This is a genomic window from Pseudomonas sp. GD03858 (genome assembly GCF_029840925.1).
Taxonomy (GTDB): Bacteria; Pseudomonadota; Gammaproteobacteria; order Pseudomonadales; family Pseudomonadaceae; genus Aquipseudomonas.
Genome location: NZ_JAOCDM010000041.1, coordinates 22,472 through 39,499 on the forward strand (window position 1 = coordinate 22,472; position 17,028 = coordinate 39,499).

Annotated in this window: 16 protein-coding genes and 1 riboswitch; of the genes, 14 read left to right on the forward strand and 2 right to left on the reverse strand. The window is 66.6% G+C overall.

The genetic code is table 11. The annotated features are described in order from the left end of the window. The first annotated feature begins 23 nt into the window (after positions 1 to 23). On the forward strand, positions 24 to 1,337 hold the full coding sequence (locus tag N5D48_RS13065) for a hypothetical protein (RefSeq protein ID WP_279884786.1): 1,314 nt from the start codon (positions 24 to 26) through the stop codon (positions 1,335 to 1,337). 45 nt (positions 1,338 to 1,382) lie between these two features. On the opposite strand, the gene N5D48_RS13070 is transcribed toward N5D48_RS13065, so the two are convergent. Further along, positions 1,383 to 1,979 carry a TetR/AcrR family transcriptional regulator gene (locus N5D48_RS13070; RefSeq protein ID WP_279884788.1) on the reverse strand — a complete coding sequence of 199 codons (597 nt, stop codon included), beginning with the start codon at positions 1,977 to 1,979 and terminating at the stop codon, positions 1,383 to 1,385. A gap of 92 nt (positions 1,980 to 2,071) precedes the next feature. Here N5D48_RS13070 and N5D48_RS13075 point away from each other — a divergent pair, with 92 nt between their 5' ends. After that, positions 2,072 to 2,695, forward strand: coding sequence for an NAD(P)H-dependent oxidoreductase (locus N5D48_RS13075; protein ID WP_279884790.1), 624 nt, complete (start codon positions 2,072 to 2,074; stop codon positions 2,693 to 2,695). Between the two features lie 93 nt (positions 2,696 to 2,788). Here N5D48_RS13075 and thpR read toward each other — a convergent pair whose 3' ends face one another. Beyond that, positions 2,789 to 3,358 (reverse strand): RNA 2',3'-cyclic phosphodiesterase, encoded by a 570-nt coding sequence (gene thpR / locus N5D48_RS13080; RefSeq protein WP_279884791.1) that lies wholly within the window; start codon positions 3,356 to 3,358, stop codon positions 2,789 to 2,791. Between the two features lie 205 nt (positions 3,359 to 3,563). Here thpR and lpxO point away from each other — a divergent pair, with 205 nt between their 5' ends. The 12 genes from lpxO to N5D48_RS13140 all read left to right on the forward strand — a co-directional run bounded on the left by lpxO (position 3,564) and on the right by N5D48_RS13140 (position 16,810). Beyond that, positions 3,564 to 4,463, forward strand: coding sequence for a lipid A hydroxylase LpxO (gene lpxO, locus N5D48_RS13085; protein WP_279884793.1), 900 nt, complete (start codon positions 3,564 to 3,566; stop codon positions 4,461 to 4,463). 103 nt (positions 4,464 to 4,566) lie between these two features. Beyond that, positions 4,567 to 4,911: a carboxymuconolactone decarboxylase family protein gene (locus N5D48_RS13090; RefSeq protein WP_279884796.1), complete on the forward strand. Its 345-nt coding sequence runs from the start codon at positions 4,567 to 4,569 to the stop codon at positions 4,909 to 4,911. A 77-nt stretch (positions 4,912 to 4,988) separates the two neighbouring features. After that, positions 4,989 to 5,558: a GNAT family N-acetyltransferase gene (locus N5D48_RS13095; protein ID WP_279884798.1), complete on the forward strand. Its 570-nt coding sequence runs from the start codon at positions 4,989 to 4,991 to the stop codon at positions 5,556 to 5,558. Positions 5,559 to 5,638: 80 nt separating this feature from the next. Further along, positions 5,639 to 5,844, forward strand: a riboswitch (cobalamin riboswitch). A gap of 112 nt (positions 5,845 to 5,956) precedes the next feature. Further along, positions 5,957 to 8,086, forward strand: a complete 2,130-nt coding sequence (locus tag N5D48_RS13100; protein ID WP_279884799.1) for a TonB-dependent receptor — start codon at positions 5,957 to 5,959, stop codon at positions 8,084 to 8,086. An 80-nt stretch (positions 8,087 to 8,166) separates the two neighbouring features. Then, positions 8,167 to 9,222 carry a helix-turn-helix domain-containing protein gene (locus tag N5D48_RS13105; protein WP_279884801.1) on the forward strand — a complete coding sequence of 352 codons (1,056 nt, stop codon included), beginning with the start codon at positions 8,167 to 8,169 and terminating at the stop codon, positions 9,220 to 9,222. Between the two features lie 169 nt (positions 9,223 to 9,391). Beyond that, positions 9,392 to 10,600, forward strand: a complete 1,209-nt coding sequence (locus N5D48_RS13110; protein ID WP_279884803.1) for an NAD(P)/FAD-dependent oxidoreductase — start codon at positions 9,392 to 9,394, stop codon at positions 10,598 to 10,600. 189 nt (positions 10,601 to 10,789) lie between these two features. Further along, a complete protein-coding gene (gene yghU / locus N5D48_RS13115) occupies positions 10,790 to 11,629 on the forward strand; it encodes a glutathione-dependent disulfide-bond oxidoreductase (protein ID WP_279884805.1) in 840 nt (279 codons plus the stop codon). Positions 11,630 to 11,777: 148 nt separating this feature from the next. Then, positions 11,778 to 13,481, forward strand: a complete 1,704-nt coding sequence (locus tag N5D48_RS13120; RefSeq protein WP_279884807.1) for an amidase — start codon at positions 11,778 to 11,780, stop codon at positions 13,479 to 13,481. A 212-nt stretch (positions 13,482 to 13,693) separates the two neighbouring features. Next, the gene (locus tag N5D48_RS13125; protein ID WP_279884809.1) at positions 13,694 to 14,383 is read left to right on the forward strand and encodes a PAS domain-containing protein; all 690 of its coding nucleotides are present in this window, start codon (positions 13,694 to 13,696) and stop codon (positions 14,381 to 14,383) included. A gap of 14 nt (positions 14,384 to 14,397) precedes the next feature. Then, entirely contained in the window at positions 14,398 to 15,312 is a 915-nt protein-coding gene (locus tag N5D48_RS13130; protein ID WP_279884811.1) for a pyridoxal-phosphate dependent enzyme, read from the forward strand. 166 nt (positions 15,313 to 15,478) lie between these two features. Then, positions 15,479 to 16,093, forward strand: coding sequence for a TetR family transcriptional regulator C-terminal domain-containing protein (locus tag N5D48_RS13135; RefSeq protein WP_279884813.1), 615 nt, complete (start codon positions 15,479 to 15,481; stop codon positions 16,091 to 16,093). Positions 16,094 to 16,144: 51 nt separating this feature from the next. Further along, on the forward strand, positions 16,145 to 16,810 hold the full coding sequence (locus tag N5D48_RS13140; RefSeq protein WP_279884815.1) for a M24 family metallopeptidase: 666 nt from the start codon (positions 16,145 to 16,147) through the stop codon (positions 16,808 to 16,810). Positions 16,811 to 17,028: the final 218 nt, after the last annotated feature.

The following is a 17,028-nucleotide window of genomic DNA, read 5'->3' on the forward strand; positions in this document are numbered from 1 at the left end:
CGAAACAAGGAGTTCGATCGGCCATGGACGAGCAGCACCCCCAGCGGCAGTGGCGCGAGGCAGTGGTCGCCTACGCCCAGGCCGTCAACCGATATGTCGCGCAAGGCCACGCGCACGGCTGGAGCACTCTCGAGGAGCCCCAGGCCCCGGCCACCGGCCACCTGCTCGACGCCTGGCAGGCCGCCCTGCTGGCCATCAACCAGCCCGGTATCGACGCGCAGCAGCGCCAACTGTTCCGCGAAGCCTGGCCACCGGCGCACCAGCCCCTGCTCGCGCTGCTGGACGAACATGCCCAGGCCATCGGTCACCTGCTGCTGCTCGACGACGGTAGCCTGCTGGCGCGTATCGGCATGCCCTTCGACAAGGGCCATGTGCTGCGCATCGATGATCGCGGCGCCACGCCGGTGATCGGCGTGGAGCATTTCGGTCGCTGCCCGCAACGCCGTTACTACGCCCTGGCCAATGCCGACGGCGTGCGCGTCACCGATGGCTGGGGCGGCCCATTGGTGGCGCGCCTGGCCTGGCCCCATGGCCTGGAAGGGTTGCCGCCCGGTTACCCGTTCGATCCGCTGGACCTGCCGCCAACGCCCAGCGCATTGATCCCTTTCCCCGATGGTCAGCGCGTGTTGCTGGTCAGCAGCGACGGCATCTTCGTGCTAGCCGGCAGCGGCGCCACTCGCCTGCTGCCGCGTGAGCAGGCCATTCTCGACGCTCTGCAGCGCGGCACCGACCCGGACGACATAGCCCTCGAACTGGCCATGGAGCATGCCGCGCTGTCGCCCGATGGGCGGCTGATCGCCCTGGGCGAACAGTGCGGTCGCCACCTGGTGCTCGACGCGCGCTTGCGGCCCCTGGCCGACATCGAGCCAGCCAGCAAATACCCGCACTTCGCCCTGTTCAACCGACGCGGCGACCACCTGCTGCTCAACGCCTGCCACGCTCACCACGGCGCCACTCTGGGCGTACCCGTAGCCGACCTGGGCTGCCAGCATCACCATCACCGCGCGGTCCCGCGCGCACGGTTGCTGCAAGAGGGTGCGCGCCTGCATGCCGGTGTCGTCCGCGACGGTGAGTACATCGTCGGCGACGCCCATGGCTACCTGCGCGCCCTGGGCGAGGATGGCCGCGAGCGCTGGCGGCACTACCTCGGCTCGACCATCAGCGCCATGGACATCAGTGCCGACGGCAAGACCCTGGCGGTGGCCAGCCATGCCGGGTTCATCTCTGTGGTCGCCCTCGACAGCGGGCGACCGGATTGGCAGATCGGCACCGGTCCCCATGGCGAGGTGCGCCGCTGGGTGTGCTGGAAAGGCTTCGACGGACCACTGGCCTGGTGAGCCCGCGCCGGGTGGGCTGCCACAGTCTGCCGACGCCGTCGCCGGCTACTGGCGCTGCACCATCGCCACAATGGTCGCCTGCAACTCCTGCTTGGCCTGCTCGGCACTCAACTCGCCCGCTGCCGCGGCTTGCGACAACGCATCCGCCGCGCCGACCAATACCCACAGCCCGGCGTCGCCAATGCCCCGCCCCGGCGCAAACGGCGCCAACGCCTGGCGGCACTTGTCCATGAATGGGCCGTCGTAGCCTCGTTTCAGCGCCTCCATCTCCGGCGATCCGGCCAGGGCCGCGCTCACGCCGGGAATCTCCCGGCCTTGGGTCGCCACACAGTCCACATAAGCCTCGGCGATCACCCATGCGCGCCCCGACAGGTCGGCCGGGCAATGGGCCAGCGCCGTATCGAGCATCGCGGTCTGGCGTGCGTCGTACTCCTGGTACAGCGCCAGCAGCAAGCCATTGCGGGTTTCGAAATGGTCGTACACCACCGGCTTGGTCACCCCGGCCTGCTCGGCCAGTCGGCCCAGGCTCAAGGCATCGGTGCCCTCGTCGCGAACCAGCCGCCACGCCACATCAAGCAGCTGGCGGCGGCGCTCATCACGGGACAGGCGCTTGCGCGGGGCGTTCTTTTCATCGCTTGACATCGACTACCTACCAAAAGTAACTTACCAATCGTAACTTACCGCGAGTATATAACCCTCGCCGCGCCCTTGCATCCTTTTCTGGAGACTGCGCCATGCATGCCTTGATCGTCATCGCTCATCACGACCCCGAGTCCCTTACCCACGCCCTCGCCCGAGAGATCGCCGACGGCCTGCGCGCAGCCGGCCATACCAGCGAATTCGCCGACCTGGCCCGTGAAGGTTTCGATCCGCGCTTCGGCCTGGCCGACCACGCCGTGCATCGGCGCCTGGGCGCGCCACCCGCCGATGTGCTGGCCGAGCAGGCACGCATCGAGCGCGCCGACACCCTGGTACTGGTCTACCCCATCTACTGGTGGTCGTTGCCGGCGCTGCTCAAGGGTTGGGTCGAGCGGGTGTTCAGCAACGGCTGGGCCTTCGACTATGCCGCCGATGGCAGCACCACCAAGCTGCTGCACGGCCTGACCGCGCACCTGGTCGGCGTGGCCGGCGCCGACACCGGCACCTTCGAGCGACACGGCTATGGCGAGGCGATGCGGGTGCAGATAGAGCACGGGATCTTCGACTACTGCGGCGCCCGGGTGTCGAGCTCGACCTTGCTCGATGACAGCGAAGGCGCCGATCCAGTGCGGCACCTGGAGACGGCACGGCAATTGGGGGCGACGCTGTTCGCTGAAACCGCGCGTAGCGAATTGACGCCTGCCGGCTCAATCGCCTGACAGTATTGGCCCCTCCACCGAGGCGCCTGCTTCGCGGGCAAGCCCGCTTCCACAGGGACTGCGTGGTGCCATGCGGTCCCTGTGGGAGCGGGTTCACCCGCGAACACCGGCGACGCCGGTGCCATCCAGCGCCCAGTGCGCCAAGGGCCAGTAACGGCCCTTGCGCGACTCGTAAAGCACAAAACTGCGAGCCGTCAGGTAGAAGTCCGGTGCTTGCCCCGCCTCGGGCACCGGCGCCCGGAAATCCCGGGACAGTGTCAGGTGCGGTCGGTACTCCTTCGCTTGGCCATCCAGGCCCAACGGCTGCAACGCTTGCTGCAAGGCATACACCAGCTGGCGCAAGGCCATGGGCACCTGGCCAGGCTCCAGTACCAGCGCACTGGCACGCGGCCAGACCTGAAGCCGGTCGAGCGGCAGGCGCAACGGCGCCTGCGGCCGCTTGAGCCGATCGACAACCGCGCATATCGCCGGAACCTGACTCGCGTCCACATCCCCGAGAAACAGCAACGTGACATGGAAGTTGTCCGCCGGCACCGGCTTGCCGCTGCGCAGGCCCAGCCCACGCCGCCATTGCGCCAGGGCACGGCACTGGGCCTCGCCGACCGGCAAGGCGAAGAACAGGCGCTTGAAGGGGGCGCCGTCGGGGCGCGCGTCCTGGATCATGTGAAGTTCTCCCTGGCAGCGATTGAACACTCATCACAAGGTAAAAAGGCGACATCAGGCTGTTGAAACGTTTACGCACGCTATCAGCCATTGCACCTAAGTCGGTCGGACAAGACGTAACAATAAGTACAAACCCGGCCCACGATTGTTTATGCTGGCGAGCTTACGCCATGGCGCATGGCCATTTTTCGACAAGTAAACGTCCATGAAAATTGCACTCGTACTGATCTTCGTCTTCTCGATCGCCTACGTTCACCTGCGCGGGCGCGTCCGCCACAAGCTGACCCGCCAGCTGGGCGATCACTCCAGCTTCCTGGCCCCGGTCAACGCCTTCCTCTACCTGTTCTCCAAGCACCCGGCCAAGCCGTACCTGCCGGTGGAGGCCTTCCCCGAACTGCAGCCCCTGCAGGACCACTGGCAGGAAATCCGCGAGGAAGGCCAGCGCCTGCTGCACGCCGGCGAGATCAAGAAATCCGACAACTACGACGATGTCGGCTTCAACTCGTTCTTCAAGACCGGCTGGAAGCGCTTCTACCTGAAGTGGTACGGCGAGAGCCACCCTTCGGCGATGACGCTGTGCCCGCGCACCACCGAACTGCTCCAGAACATCGGCACGGTCAAGGCGGCGATGTTCGCCACCCTGCCACCGGGCGCCAAGCTGGTGCGCCACCGTGACCCGTACGCCGGTTCCTATCGCTACCACCTGGGCCTGGACACGCCCAACGACGATGGCTGCTACATCGACGTGGACGGCGAGAAGTACTCCTGGCGCGACGGCCAGGGCGTGGTGTTCGACGAGACCTACATTCACTACGCCGCCAACACCACCGAGCACAACCGCATCATCCTGTTCTGCGACGTCGAACGCCCGCTCAAGTACCGCTGGGCGACTGCCTTCAACCGCTGGTTCAGCCGCAACGTCATGGCCGCCGCCGCCGCGCCCAACGACGCCAGCGACAAGACCGGTGGCATCAACCGCCTGTTCACCCGCATCTACAAGATCCGTGAGCGCGGCAAGGCGATGAAAAAACGCAACCGCACCCGCTACTACCTGGAGAAGTGGGCCGTGGTCGCGGCGCTGGTGCTGGTGTTCATCTACATCTGATCCTGCCTCAGGCTCGCTCCCGGCATGGGAGCGGGCTGCCTCCCACCGCCCGAACATCGTCTAGCCTCAAAGCTCCTGTTACCAACCTGACAAGGTGAAGACGATGAGCATGATGGACTGGGACGCCTACCGTAAGCAGTTGATGGCCGGCATCGGCGATCTCAAGCACCTCTCTCCCGATACCGTGGCCGGCTACATGACCGCCAGCGGCGCCGGGGCCAAGACCAACCACCTGGACGCCAAGACCCGCGAGCTGATCTCCCTGGCCGTGGCCGTCACCACCCGCTGCGACGGCTGCATCGCCGTGCATTCGCAGCAGGCGGTCAAGCATGGAGCCAGCCGTGAAGAGATCGCCGAGGCGCTGGGCGTGGCCGTGGCGATGAATGCCGGCGCCGCCCTGGTGTATTCGGCCCGGGCCCTGGACGCGCTGGGCAAGGCCGACGGTTGAGGGCAAATGCGCCGCCGCCCTTGCGCGGCGGCGCGGTCCCCACCAGACTTGGCGCCCCAGCCCGCGCAGGAGTCGCCATGATCCACATTCGCCCCATGACACCGGAAGACTTCGAGCGCTTCTGGCCGACCTTCCAGGCCATCGTCCAGGCGCGCCAGACCTACGCCTTCGACCCACAACTGAGCTTCGAGCAGGCCCGCGCGCTCTGGCTGCAAACGCCCCTGCGCACGTTGGTGGCCGAGCAGGACGGCGAACTGCTCGGCTCGTATTTCCTCAAGGCCAATGCCGCCGGCCCCGGCGGGCACGTGGGCAACTGCGGCTACATGGTCTGCGAGAACGCCCGTGGCCGTGGCGTGGCCAGGCTGATGTGCGAACACTCGCAGAAGCTCGCTCGCCAGGAGGGCTTCCTGGCCCTGCAGTTCAACTCGGTGGTAGCCACCAACGAAGTGGCCGTGGCGCTGTGGCACAAGCTCGGCTTCGAGACCGTGGGGCGCCTGCCCAAGGCCTACCGCCATGCCGAACTGGGCCTGGTGGACAGCTTGGTGATGTACAAGTGGCTGGCCGATGAGCCGGTGGTGGAAAAGCCCGCCCTGCTGATCGGTCGCAAGAATATCGAGGCGCGGGTGTCCCGACGGCGCGGACGCTGACTCGCCGACAGCTCTGCGGCAGCGACTGCACGGCGCCGCCCGCCCACTCGAACGATTGACTCCCCCACCATTCGATGGTCAGATGCGCGCCAGTTTCAGGTGTCCTGCGCCGTCGCGCGCAGGGTGAAACGGGAAGCCGGTGCGTCGTAGTCACGACAAGTCCGGCGCTGCCCCCGCAACGGTAAGCGAGCGAGCCCTTCGACAGACCACTGTGCGCCAGCATGGGAAGGTGAAGGCCTCATGATCCTCGCAAGCCCGGAGACCGGCCTGAAGCTCCACTTGGCAACCCGCGGTGGGCGGGCGCAGGCCGGTATCCGCGTGCGCGCCTGCGTGCGTGGGTCGCGCGTCTATGCATTGTTTCCACCGGGATCCATTCATTCCTGCAGCAGTGGAACGACATGTCCCGATACCCCAAGCTTCATACCCTGGCGGCCTGCCTGGCCGTCTCCTTGCCGGCACTGGCCGACGAGCACGAGGTCGGCGCCCTCACCCTGCCCTCCACGGCGATCACCGATACCCGCGACCAGGCAACCGTCGACCTGACGACCCCGACCCAGGCCGGTTCGCGGCTGAACCTCAGCGCCCTGGAAACCCCGGCCAGCACCAGCAGCATCAGCGCCGAACAGATCCAGCAGCGCAACAACCTGACCGTGCAGGACGCCGTCACCCGCTCGCCGGGCATCACCTTCATCGGCACTCCGGGCAATGGCGGCACCGCCCTCTCCGCCCGTGGTTTCACCGGGCACAGCTCGGTCATGACCCTGTTCGATGGCGCGCGGCTGTACACCGGCGCCGGCACCCAGAGTTTCCCGGTCGATCCGTGGATGGTCGAGCGCATCGACGTGATCCGCGGCCCGGCCTCGGTGCTGTATGGCGAGGGCGCCACCGGCGCGGTGGTCAATGTGATCCCGAAAAAGCCGTTCGCCGGCGAGATCCGCAATCATGTACGCCTCGGCTATGGCTCCTGGGATCGCCAGCAACTGGGCCTGGACAGCGGCGGCAGCCTGAGCGAACGCCTCAGCTACCGTGTCACCCTGAACAAGCAGGAAGGCAACGGCTATGTCGACCGCACCGACTCACGTAGCCTGGCGCTCAGCGCCGCGCTGCGCTTCGATGCCAGCGACGATTTGAGCTTCACCCTCGCCCACGAGCGTGGCGACGCGCAGCCGGCCAACTACTTCGGCACCCCGCTGATCGATGGTCACCTGCGCGGCAGCCTGAGCAAGAAGAACTACAACGTGCGTAACGACGTGCAGCGCTACCACGACGAATGGACGCGCTTCAACACCGACTGGATCATCAGCGACAACGTCAGCGCCAGCAACCAGCTGTACTACATCAAGAGCCGTCGTCACTGGCGCAACGCCGAGGACTATACCTGGCAGGCCGATACCGGTTTGCTGCAGCGTGGCAGCTACCTGGAGATCAAGCACAACCAGGAACAGATCGGCGATCGCCAGAGCTTCACCTTCGACCACACCCTGTTCGGCTTGCGCAGCAAGACCGTGGCCGGCGCTGAATACAACCGGATCCGCTTCAACGTCGACAGCAACTCGCCCTATATCGATGCCGAGCCAGGCGACTACATCGACCCCTGGCACCCGGCTCCGGGTGGCTTCCACAGCGACTCGCCGCTCAAGCCGCAGACCCTGTCCACCACCCGCACCTTCGCCCTGTTCGCCGAAAACCGCACCGAGCTGACAGAACGCCTGTCGCTGGTCACCGGCGTGCGCCGCGACCAGAACCATATCGAGCGCGACAACCTGGTCAACGACACCCGCAACGATCGCAGCCTGCAAGGTGGCAACTGGCGGGTTGGCCTGGTGTATGCGCTGACCGAAGACCTGTCGTTCTACGGCCAGTACTCCACCAGCGAAGACGGCGTCAGCAACCTGGTCAGCCTCAGCCCGACGCAGATGAACTACGACCTGACCGAGGCGAAGCAGACCGAGTTCGGCGTCAAGCAGCGCTTCTGGGAAGGCCGTGGGGAGTGGACCCTGGCCGCCTACCACATCGTCAAGAAAAAGCTGCTGGTCTATGACCCGGTCTCCAAGCTCCAGCAGCAAGCCGGCCAGCAGACCTCCGATGGCCTCGAGGCCACGCTGGAGCTGGCGCTGGGCAACCAGTGGCAGCTGTCCGCCAACGCCGCGCTGGTGCGCGCACAGTACGACGAGTATCTGCAAAGCACCTCCCAGGGCGTGATGGACCGCGCCGGCAATCGTCCGGCCAACGTCCCGCGCCGCACCGCCAACCTATGGCTGAGCAAAGGCTTCGGCCAGACCGTCGACGCCGGTATCGGCCTGCGCTATGTGGACCAGCGCTACGCCGACGTCGCCAACAGCCAGCAAGTGCCCGGCTACACCGTGGTCGATGCCAATCTCGGCTGGCAGGTGCTGCCGGATGTGCGCCTGGGCCTGCAGGTGAACAACCTGCTCGATCGCCAGTACGTGGCTTCGGCGCACAGCGGCGAGCAGTGGCTGCTGGGCACGCCACGTTCGTACTTCGCAACGCTCGACTACAGTTTCTGAACCACTGCTCGCGCGGCGCTTGATCAACGCCGCGCGAGCTGCTCGACTATGGCCATGCCTTCGTTCGCAAGCCGCGCGCCATGACCGACAACCCGCACCTGCCCGCCTCGCCCGTGCCGGCCCTCGACCAACCGCGCACCCTGCTGTTTCTTGCCTATGGGCAAATGGGCCTGCTTGACCTGACCGGCGCGCAGACCGTGTTCTGGGCCGCGACCAAGGCCCGGGCCGCGCGCGGCCTGCCGGGCTACCGCATCATCACCGCCAGCCTCGAGGGCGGCCTGGTCAGCACCGCCGAAGGGTTGGCGATCGCCACCGAGCCCCTGGCACCCTGGCTGCGCGAACCGTTCGACACCCTGGTGGTGCCGGGCGCCCCGGAGATCGTGCGCACCCTGCCCGAGCACGGCGAGCTGGTCAGCTGGCTGCGCCTGGCCGCCGCGCAAGCCCGGCGCACCGCCTCGGTGTGCAGCGGCACCTTCCTGCTGGCCGCCGCCGGCCTGCTCGACGGTCGCCGCGCGGCGACCCACTGGGCCATGTGCGACGCCCTGCACCAACGCTTCCCGGCCATCGACGTGGACGGCGAAGCGATCTTCGTGCAACAGGACAATGTCTGGACCTCGGCAGGCGTCAGCGCTGGCATCGACCTGGCACTGGCGCTGGTCGAAAGCGACTGCGGCCGTGGCGTCGCCATGGAGGTCGCCCGCGAGCTGGTGGTGTTCCTCAAGCGCCCGGGCGGGCAGGCGCAGTTCAGCGAACTGCTCAAGGCCCAGGGCGAGGACAGCGCCGCGTTCGACGCGCTGCACGTGTGGCTCAACGACCACCTGGACGACCCGCGCCTGAACGTCGAGCGCCTGGCCGCGCAGGCACGCATGAGCCTGCGCAACTTCACCCGCGTCTACAAGCAGAAGACCGGCCGCACGCCGGCCAAGGCCATCGAACTGTTTCGCCTCGAAGCGGCGCGGCGGCTGCTGGAGAACACCGAGCTGCACATCGAGCAGATCGCCCGGCGCTGTGGCTTTGGTGGCGAGGAACGCATGCGCCTGGCATTCCAGCGCCACCTGGCCGTGACCCCGCGCGACTACCGCGCGCGCTTCGCCCACTGCGTGCCACTGGCCGAAATCCAGGGTTCTTTGGCCTAGGGCCAATAACGCCGGGCGCTTAGCATCCTGGCGGCAGAAGTGATCCCCCGCGGCTCACGTCTGTCGGCACGCGGCCCATCCCAGCCAGCAAGGCGTACGCTTTTCCCACCGCCGTGCCCGAACCGACAACACCAACAACCCCGGTCTTCGGAACCGCCAGGAGCACCCCATGAAACAGATCCTGATCATTGGCGCAGGCTTCGCCGGGCTGTGGAGCGCCCTGGGCGCCGCCCGCCTGCTCGACCAGCACCAGCGCGACGACGTGCGCATCACTCTCCTCGCACCTCAGGCCGAACTGCATATCCGCCCACGCTTCTACGAGCCCGAGGTCCACACCATGGCCGCGCCGCTGCAGGCGCTGTTCGACACGGTCGGTGTGCAGTTCGTCAGAGGCAGCGCCCTGCACATCGACGAAGACGCGCGCCAGGTCACCTACCGTGACCCCGCGGGCAAAGAGGCGAAGCTCGGCTACGATCGCCTGATCATGGCCTGCGGCAGCCTGCTCAACCGACCAACGCTGGAAGGTTTCGACCAGCATGCCTTCGATGTCGACAAGATCGACTCGGCCAGCCGCCTGGAACAACACCTCAAGTCCCTGGCCAGCCGCCCCGACAGCCCGGCACGCAATACCGTGGTGGTGGCTGGCGGCGGCTTCACCGGCATCGAGACCGCCACTGAACTGCCGGCGCGCCTGCGCAAGATCCTGGGCGAGCACACCAGGCTGCGCATCGTGGTGGTCGACCGTGGCACGAAGATCGGCGCCGCGCTGGGTGACGGTATTCGCCCGGCCATCGAACAAGCATCGGCGGCACTGGGCATCGAATGGATCTGCGGCGCCACGGTGGCGGCGGTGGACGCCGGTGGCGTGCTGCTCGACAACGGCGAGCGCATCGCCGCCAGCACGGTGATCTGGACCGTCGGCTTCAAGGCCAATCCGTTGACCGAGCAGGTCAGCGGCGAGCGTGACCGCCAAGGACGCCTGCACGTCGACGGCCACCTCAAGGTCCAGGGCAACGCGGCAGTGTATGCCGCCGGGGATGTGGCGTACGCGGCATGCGACGATACCGGCAACCACGCCGTGATGTCCTGCCAGCACGCCATTCCACTGGGCCGCTATGCCGGCAACAATGCCGCCGCCGAACTGATCGGCGTGGCGCCGATGACCTACAGCCAACCCAAGTACGTTACCTGCCTGGACCTCGGCGCCTGGGGCGCGGTGTATACCGAAGGCTGGGAGCGCACGGTCTCGCCGCCTACCGACAAGGTCGAGGCCAAGGCGCTCAAGCAGCAGATCAATTCGGTGTGGATCTACCCTCCGGCCGCCGACGATCGAGCGGCTGCGCTGGCAGCTGCCGATCCATTGATTCCGGTGGCCTGACGGCCTGCCGTGGGTTTCAGTCACGGCCCGGGGCTTCGCGGCTGAAACCCACAATGTTGCGCAAGTAAAGCCTTCGCCTTCGATACCCGTTATGCATCGAATGCATTTGTCCCGCGCGCCGAACCCATGGCATGAATGCAGGTCCACGTCTTTACCTGACGACATCCCTGCTTCCAGGAGACTTCGCGCATGAGCAAGCCCAGCTACGTCCCGCCCAAGGTCTGGACCTTCGAGGCACCCTCGGGCGGTCAATTCGCCAGCATCAACCGCCCGGTCGCTGGCCCCACCCACGACAAGCCGCTGCCGCTGGGCAAGCATCCGCTGCAGCTCTATTCCCTGGCCACGCCCAACGGGGTCAAGGTGACCATCCTGCTCGAGGAGCTGCTGGCCCTGGGGCACGCTGGCGCCGAGTACGACGCCTGGCTGATCCGCATTGGCGAGGGCGACCAGTTCGGCAGTGGTTTCGTCGACGTCAACCCGAACTCGAAGATCCCGGCGTTGCTCGATCGCAGTGTCGAACCACCGGTGCGGGTCTTCGAATCAGGCTCGATCCTGCTGTACCTCGCGGAGAAGTTCGGCGCCTTCCTGCCCAAGGCACCGGCCGCGCGCACCGAGAGCCTGAACTGGCTGTTCTGGCAGATGGGCTCGGCACCCTACCTGGGCGGCGGGTTCGGTCATTTCTACGTCTACGCGCCGGAGAAGTTCGAATACGCCATCAACCGCTTCACCATGGAGGCCAAGCGCCAACTCGACGTGCTCGATCAGCGCCTGGCCCAAAGCACCTACCTGGGCGGCGACGAATACAGCATCGCCGACATCGCCGTGTGGCCATGGTACGGCCAGCTGGTACGCGGCAATCTGTACGGCGCGGCAGAGTTCCTCGCGGTGCATGAATACCCGCATGTGCAGCGCTGGGCAGAAATCATCGCCCAGCGCCCGGCGGTGCAGCGCGGCACCCGGGTCAACCGTACCTGGGGCGACGAGGCGAGCCAGGTGCCGGAACGGCATGCCGCGGCCGATCTAATTTGATACGCGCGCGGGAGCGATAGCGCATCGCTCCCACAACGTTTTGCCCCGCTGCAACGAAGCATTTCCCCGCTGCATGCCTGCGCCCCTCGGGACCTTCTTGCTACACTCGCCGCCATGATTTTTCCACCTGCACAACTGTGGTGACAGCATGATCGAGGTAACCGAGGTTTCCATTGCCGAGCTGCGCGACGCGCTCGAGTCCGGCCGCACGACCGCCGTCGAACTGGTCAAGGCCTACCTGGCGCGTATCGACGCCTACGATGGCAAGGACACCGCCACCGCACTCAACGCCGTGGTCGTCCGCAATCCTGACGCGCTCAAGGAGGCCGAAGCCTCCGATGCGCGCCGGGCACGCGGCGAGACCCTCGGCCCGCTGGACGGCATTCCCTACACCGCCAAGGACAGCTACCTGGTCAAGGGCCTGACCGCCGCGTCCGGCAGCCCGGCATTCAAGGATCTGGTCGCCCAGCGCGATGCCTTCACCGTCGAGCGCCTGCGCGCCGGCGGCGCCATCTGCCTGGGCAAGACCAACATGCCGCCCATGGCCAACGGCGGCATGCAGCGTGGCGTGTACGGCCGCGCCGAGAGCCCGTACAACGCCGACTACCTGACCGCACCGTTCGCCTCGGGCTCGTCCAACGGCGCCGGGACCGCCACCGCCGCCAGCTACAGCGCCTTCGGCCTGGCCGAGGAAACCTGGTCCAGTGGCCGTGGCCCGGCCTCGAACAACGGCCTGTGCGCCTACACCCCGTCGCGCGGGGTGATCTCGGTGCGCGGCAACTGGCCGCTGACGCCGACCATGGACGTGGTGGTGCCCTATGCCCGAACCATGGCCGACCTGCTGGAAATTCTCGATGTGGTGGTGGCCGACGACGCCGACAGCCGTGGCGACCTGTGGCGCCTGCAACCCTGGGTGCCGATCCCGACCGCCTCGAGCGTGCGTCCGCAATCGTACCTGGACCTGGCCGTGGGCGCCGAGTCGCTCAAAGGCAAGCGTTTTGCCGTGCCACGCATGTACATCAACGCCGACGCCGCAGCCGGTACCTCGGAGAAGCCCGGCATCGGCGGTCCGACCGGCCAGCGCATCAACACCCGCGCCAGTGTCATCGACCTGTGGCAGCAGGCGCGCCAGGCCCTGGAAGCGGCCGGCGCCGAAGTGGTCGAGACCGACTTCCCGCTGGTCTCCAACTGCGAAGGCGACCGCCCGGGCGCGCCCACCGTGTTCAACCGCGGCATCGTCAGCAAGGCGTTCCTGCACGACGAGCTGTGGGAGTTGTCCGGCTGGGCCTTCGACGACTTCCTGCGCGCCAACGACGACCCCAGGCTCAACCGCCTGGCCGATGTCGATGGCCCGCAGATCTTCCCCCACGACCCGGGAACCCTGCCCAACCGTGAGGATGACCTGGCCGCAGGCATGGACGAATACGTCAACATGGCCAAGCGCGGCCTGAAGACCTGGGACCAGATCGCCACCGTGCCCGATGGCCTGCGCGGCCTGGAACAGACCCGCAAGCTCGACCTCGAAGACTGGATGGATGCTCAAGGCCTGGACGCGGTGCTGTTCCCCACCGTGGCCGACGTCGGCCCGGCGGATGCCGATGTGAACCCCGAGTCGGCGGACATCGCCTGGAGCAACGGCATCTGGGTGGCCAACGGCAACCTGGCGATCCGTCACCTGGGCGTGCCGACCGTGACCGTGCCGATGGGCGTGATGGCAGACATCGGCATGCCGGTGGGCCTGACCTTCGCTGGCAAGGCCTACAGCGACAACAATCTGTTGAAATTCGCCGCCGCCTTCGAGTCGACCGGCTCGCGCCGCATGATCCCGCCGCGCACGCCGAAGCTGGGTTGAGGTAGCCGCTTCGCGGGCAAACCCGCTGCCACAGGTACGTCGCTTCTGCCTGTGGGAGCGGGCTTGCCCGTGATCACCGGCAGAGCCGGTGCCATCCATCAGGTTGCACGCTGCCTCTGTGCCCGAAGCTGAATCCCCCCCTGCAACAGCCCGCTAGCCAATTTCAACAATGCATGCAAAAATCAACAAAAAATTGATTTTGAGTGCATGCCATGATGACATCCGCCGAAGAGCGCCAGCTCACCTTCACCGTGCTCAAGGCCACTCTCCAGGCCCTGGCCAGCGTCGTCCCGCGCAATGTCGAAATCCTCTTGCACGACCTCGACCACCCCGAGCGCTCGGTGGTGGCCATCGCCAATGGCCACCTGTCGGGACGCCAGGTCGGCAGCCCGATCCTTGCCGCGCCCGAACAGGACCAGGGCTTCAAGGCACTGATGCAGGCCTGCGGCTCGCAGCACGGCTGCGAGCCGGTGGTGCTGCCCGATTACCCCACCACGCTCAAGGGCCGCTCCCTGCGCAGCGCCACGGCGATCTTTCGCGACAGCGCCGGCCAGCCCTTCGCCAGCCTGTGCGTGAACACCGATGTCAGCGGTCTCGACGCGGCCATGGCGTTTCTCCAGCACTTCCAACCCCTGGGCGCCATGCCGGCAGCCAGCGACGAGCCGGCCGACATGGCCGTGCTGATGGCCGAGATCATCCAGGCTGCGCTGCAACGCAGCGGCCAGGGTCGGATGAACAAACAGGCCAAGGTCGACGCCGTGCGGGTGATGCAGGAGCGGGGCCTGTTCATCGTCAAGGGCGGCGTCGAGAAGGCCGCCGATGCCCTGGGTGTGACCCGCTATACCATCTACAACTACCTGGAGCAGCTGCGGGGCGAAAGCTCCCCGGCCCCACATCCATGACCACGGAGCCCGCCATGCCGTTGCACATTCGCACCCCACTGATCGAATCCCGCCCACTGTCGCTGAGCGCCGGCCGCCCGGTCTGGCTCAAGCTCGAAGCCCTGCAGCCCTGCGGCTCGTTCAAGCTGCGCGGTGTCGGCCACGCCTGCGAAATCCACCATGGCCGCGGCGCTCGCCACTTCATTTCATCGTCCGGCGGCAACGCAGGCCTGGCGGTGGCCTATGCCGGACGCAAGCTGGGCGTGCCGGTGACCGTGGTGGTGCCGCAGACCACCACCGAGCGGGCCAAGGAGCTGCTGCGCCTGGAAAACGCCCGCGTGGTCGTGCATGGCGGCTCCTGGCAGGAAGCCAATGCGCACGCACAGACGCTCATCACGCCGGGCGATGCGTTCATCCATCCGTTCGACGATCCTCTGTTGTGGACCGGGCACGCGAGCATGATCGACGAAGTCGCCCAGGCAGGCTACAAGCCCGACGCAGTGGTGCTGTCGGTTGGCGGCGGCGGCCTGCTCAGTGGCGTGGTCGAAGGCCTGCAGCGCAATGGCTGGCGGGATGTCCCAGTGCTGGCGGTGGAAACCGAGGGCGCGGCATCGCTGCACGCGGCCATGGCGGCCGGTCACACCGTGGAGCTGCCAGGCATCACATCGGTGGCCACGTCGCTGGGGGCCAAGCGCGTGGCTGAACAGGCCCTGGCCTGCACACGCCAGCACCCGGTGCTCAGCCACCTGGTCAGCGATCGCGAAGCGCTCGATGCCTGCGAGCGCTTGCTGCTGGATCACCGCCTGCTGGTCGAGCCGGCCTGCGGCGCCGCGCTGGCCCTGATCGAACGGCCTGACGCATTGGCGGCCCATGGCAATGTGCTGGTGATCGTCTGCGGCGGCGCGACCGCCACGCTGGAGCAGATTCGCGCCTGGCGCGAAACCTGCTGATCAGACGGCTTTACCCGCGAATACCGACCTGGCACCGGCTATGCCGGTGTTCGCGGGTAAACCCGCTCCCACAGCCACTCAAAAGGCTGGGCGATTGCACAGCTGTTGGAAAACAGCTAATCGTTATATACTTTTGAACATATCGCTTCAGAAGTACGCTTTTGCCATGCCCAGTATCCGTGACCGCAACCTGCAACTGATCCTCGCAGCCGCCAGCGAAGAGTTCGCCCTCCACGGTTTCTCCGCCGCCCGGGTCGATGACATTGCCGCCCGCGCCGGCCTGCCCAGGGCCAACGTGTTCTACTACTTTCGCAACAAGCGTCTGCTCTACGCGGCCGTGCTTGACTTGGTGATGGAACCCTTGCTGCGCGCCTCGCGCAGCCTGGTGCCGGATGCCCACCCCGAGCAGGCCTTGCCGCGCTACTTCAAGGCCAAGGCCGAAGTAGCCCGTCAGCACCCCGGTGCCGTTCGCGTCTGGCTCAAGGAGATGCTGCACGGTGCCCGGCAACTGCCAGGCGAGCGCGCCGAGCGCCTGCGCGACAGCGCCCGGCAGACCCTGACCTGCCTGGCGCAGTGGATGGACCGCGGGTTGATCACGCCGACCGCGCCGGAGCATCTGCTACTGTTCCTCTGGTCCACCTCGCTGGCAACCTTCCGCTTTGGCATGGCGCCGGGCAGTTCGGGGCAGATCAAGCCCACCCGCGCCGCCACTCAGGCCCAGGCCGACATGCTGCTGCGCAGCCTGCGCCCGGAAGGCTATCCCTTGGACAGGACAGCTTGAGCGCTATATCACAAAAAGCACAACGATAAGCCTGACAACAAGGAGTACGTCATGACCACGGCCAACGCCGCCAAGGAAGCCGTAGGCGCCCCCTACCAACTGGACCTGATGAAGCACGCCCAGCGCATGACCTGGGAGGCCGTCGAACGCATCGCCCAGGGCATCCATCCCGGCATGCGCGAATCCCAGGCGCGGGAGATGAGTCAACAGGTGCTGGCCGAACTGGGCATGCAGCGCATCTGGCACCCCACCCATATCCGCTTCGCCAGCAATACGCTGAAGACCTTCAAGGAGCGCTCCGAGGGTGATCCGGTGCTGGGCGAGCAGGATATCTACTTCATCGACATGGGCGTGGTATGGGAAGGCCACGAAGGTGACGCCGGTACGACGTTCGTCACGGGCAACGACCCGCAGATGAAGGCCTGCGCGGATGCCGCCAAGGCGTTGTTCGCCGACGTCGAGAGCCACTGGCGGTCACAAGGCGTGAACGGCGTGGAGCTCTATCGCTTCGCTGCAGAACGCGCGCAAGCCATGGGCTGGAAACTCAACATGGGTATCAAGGGGCACCGAGTCAGCGATTTTCCCCACGCCATCTACCGCGCCGGTGATCTTGGCGACTTCGACGAACGGCCCGGCGCAGGACTGTGGATACTGGAAATCCAGATCGCCCATCCCAAACTGCCCTATGGCGCGTTCCACGAGGACCTGCTGGTCTGAAGCCCTGAAGCATCGGAGCCTGGCTGCCATTTCGACCACCCACACCACGAATCAGCCCTTTCGAGGTCTTTGGGTGCAAGGGCTATTGGTCGAGTGAAGGCCGCCAGGTGTTCGCCGTTAGGGTTGCAGCGCCTATCAGATCGAGCGCCGCCCGCGCGGCGCATCGCGACGCAAGGCCGCTCCTACATTTGTTTCGGGCCAGTCAATCCTGTGCCATC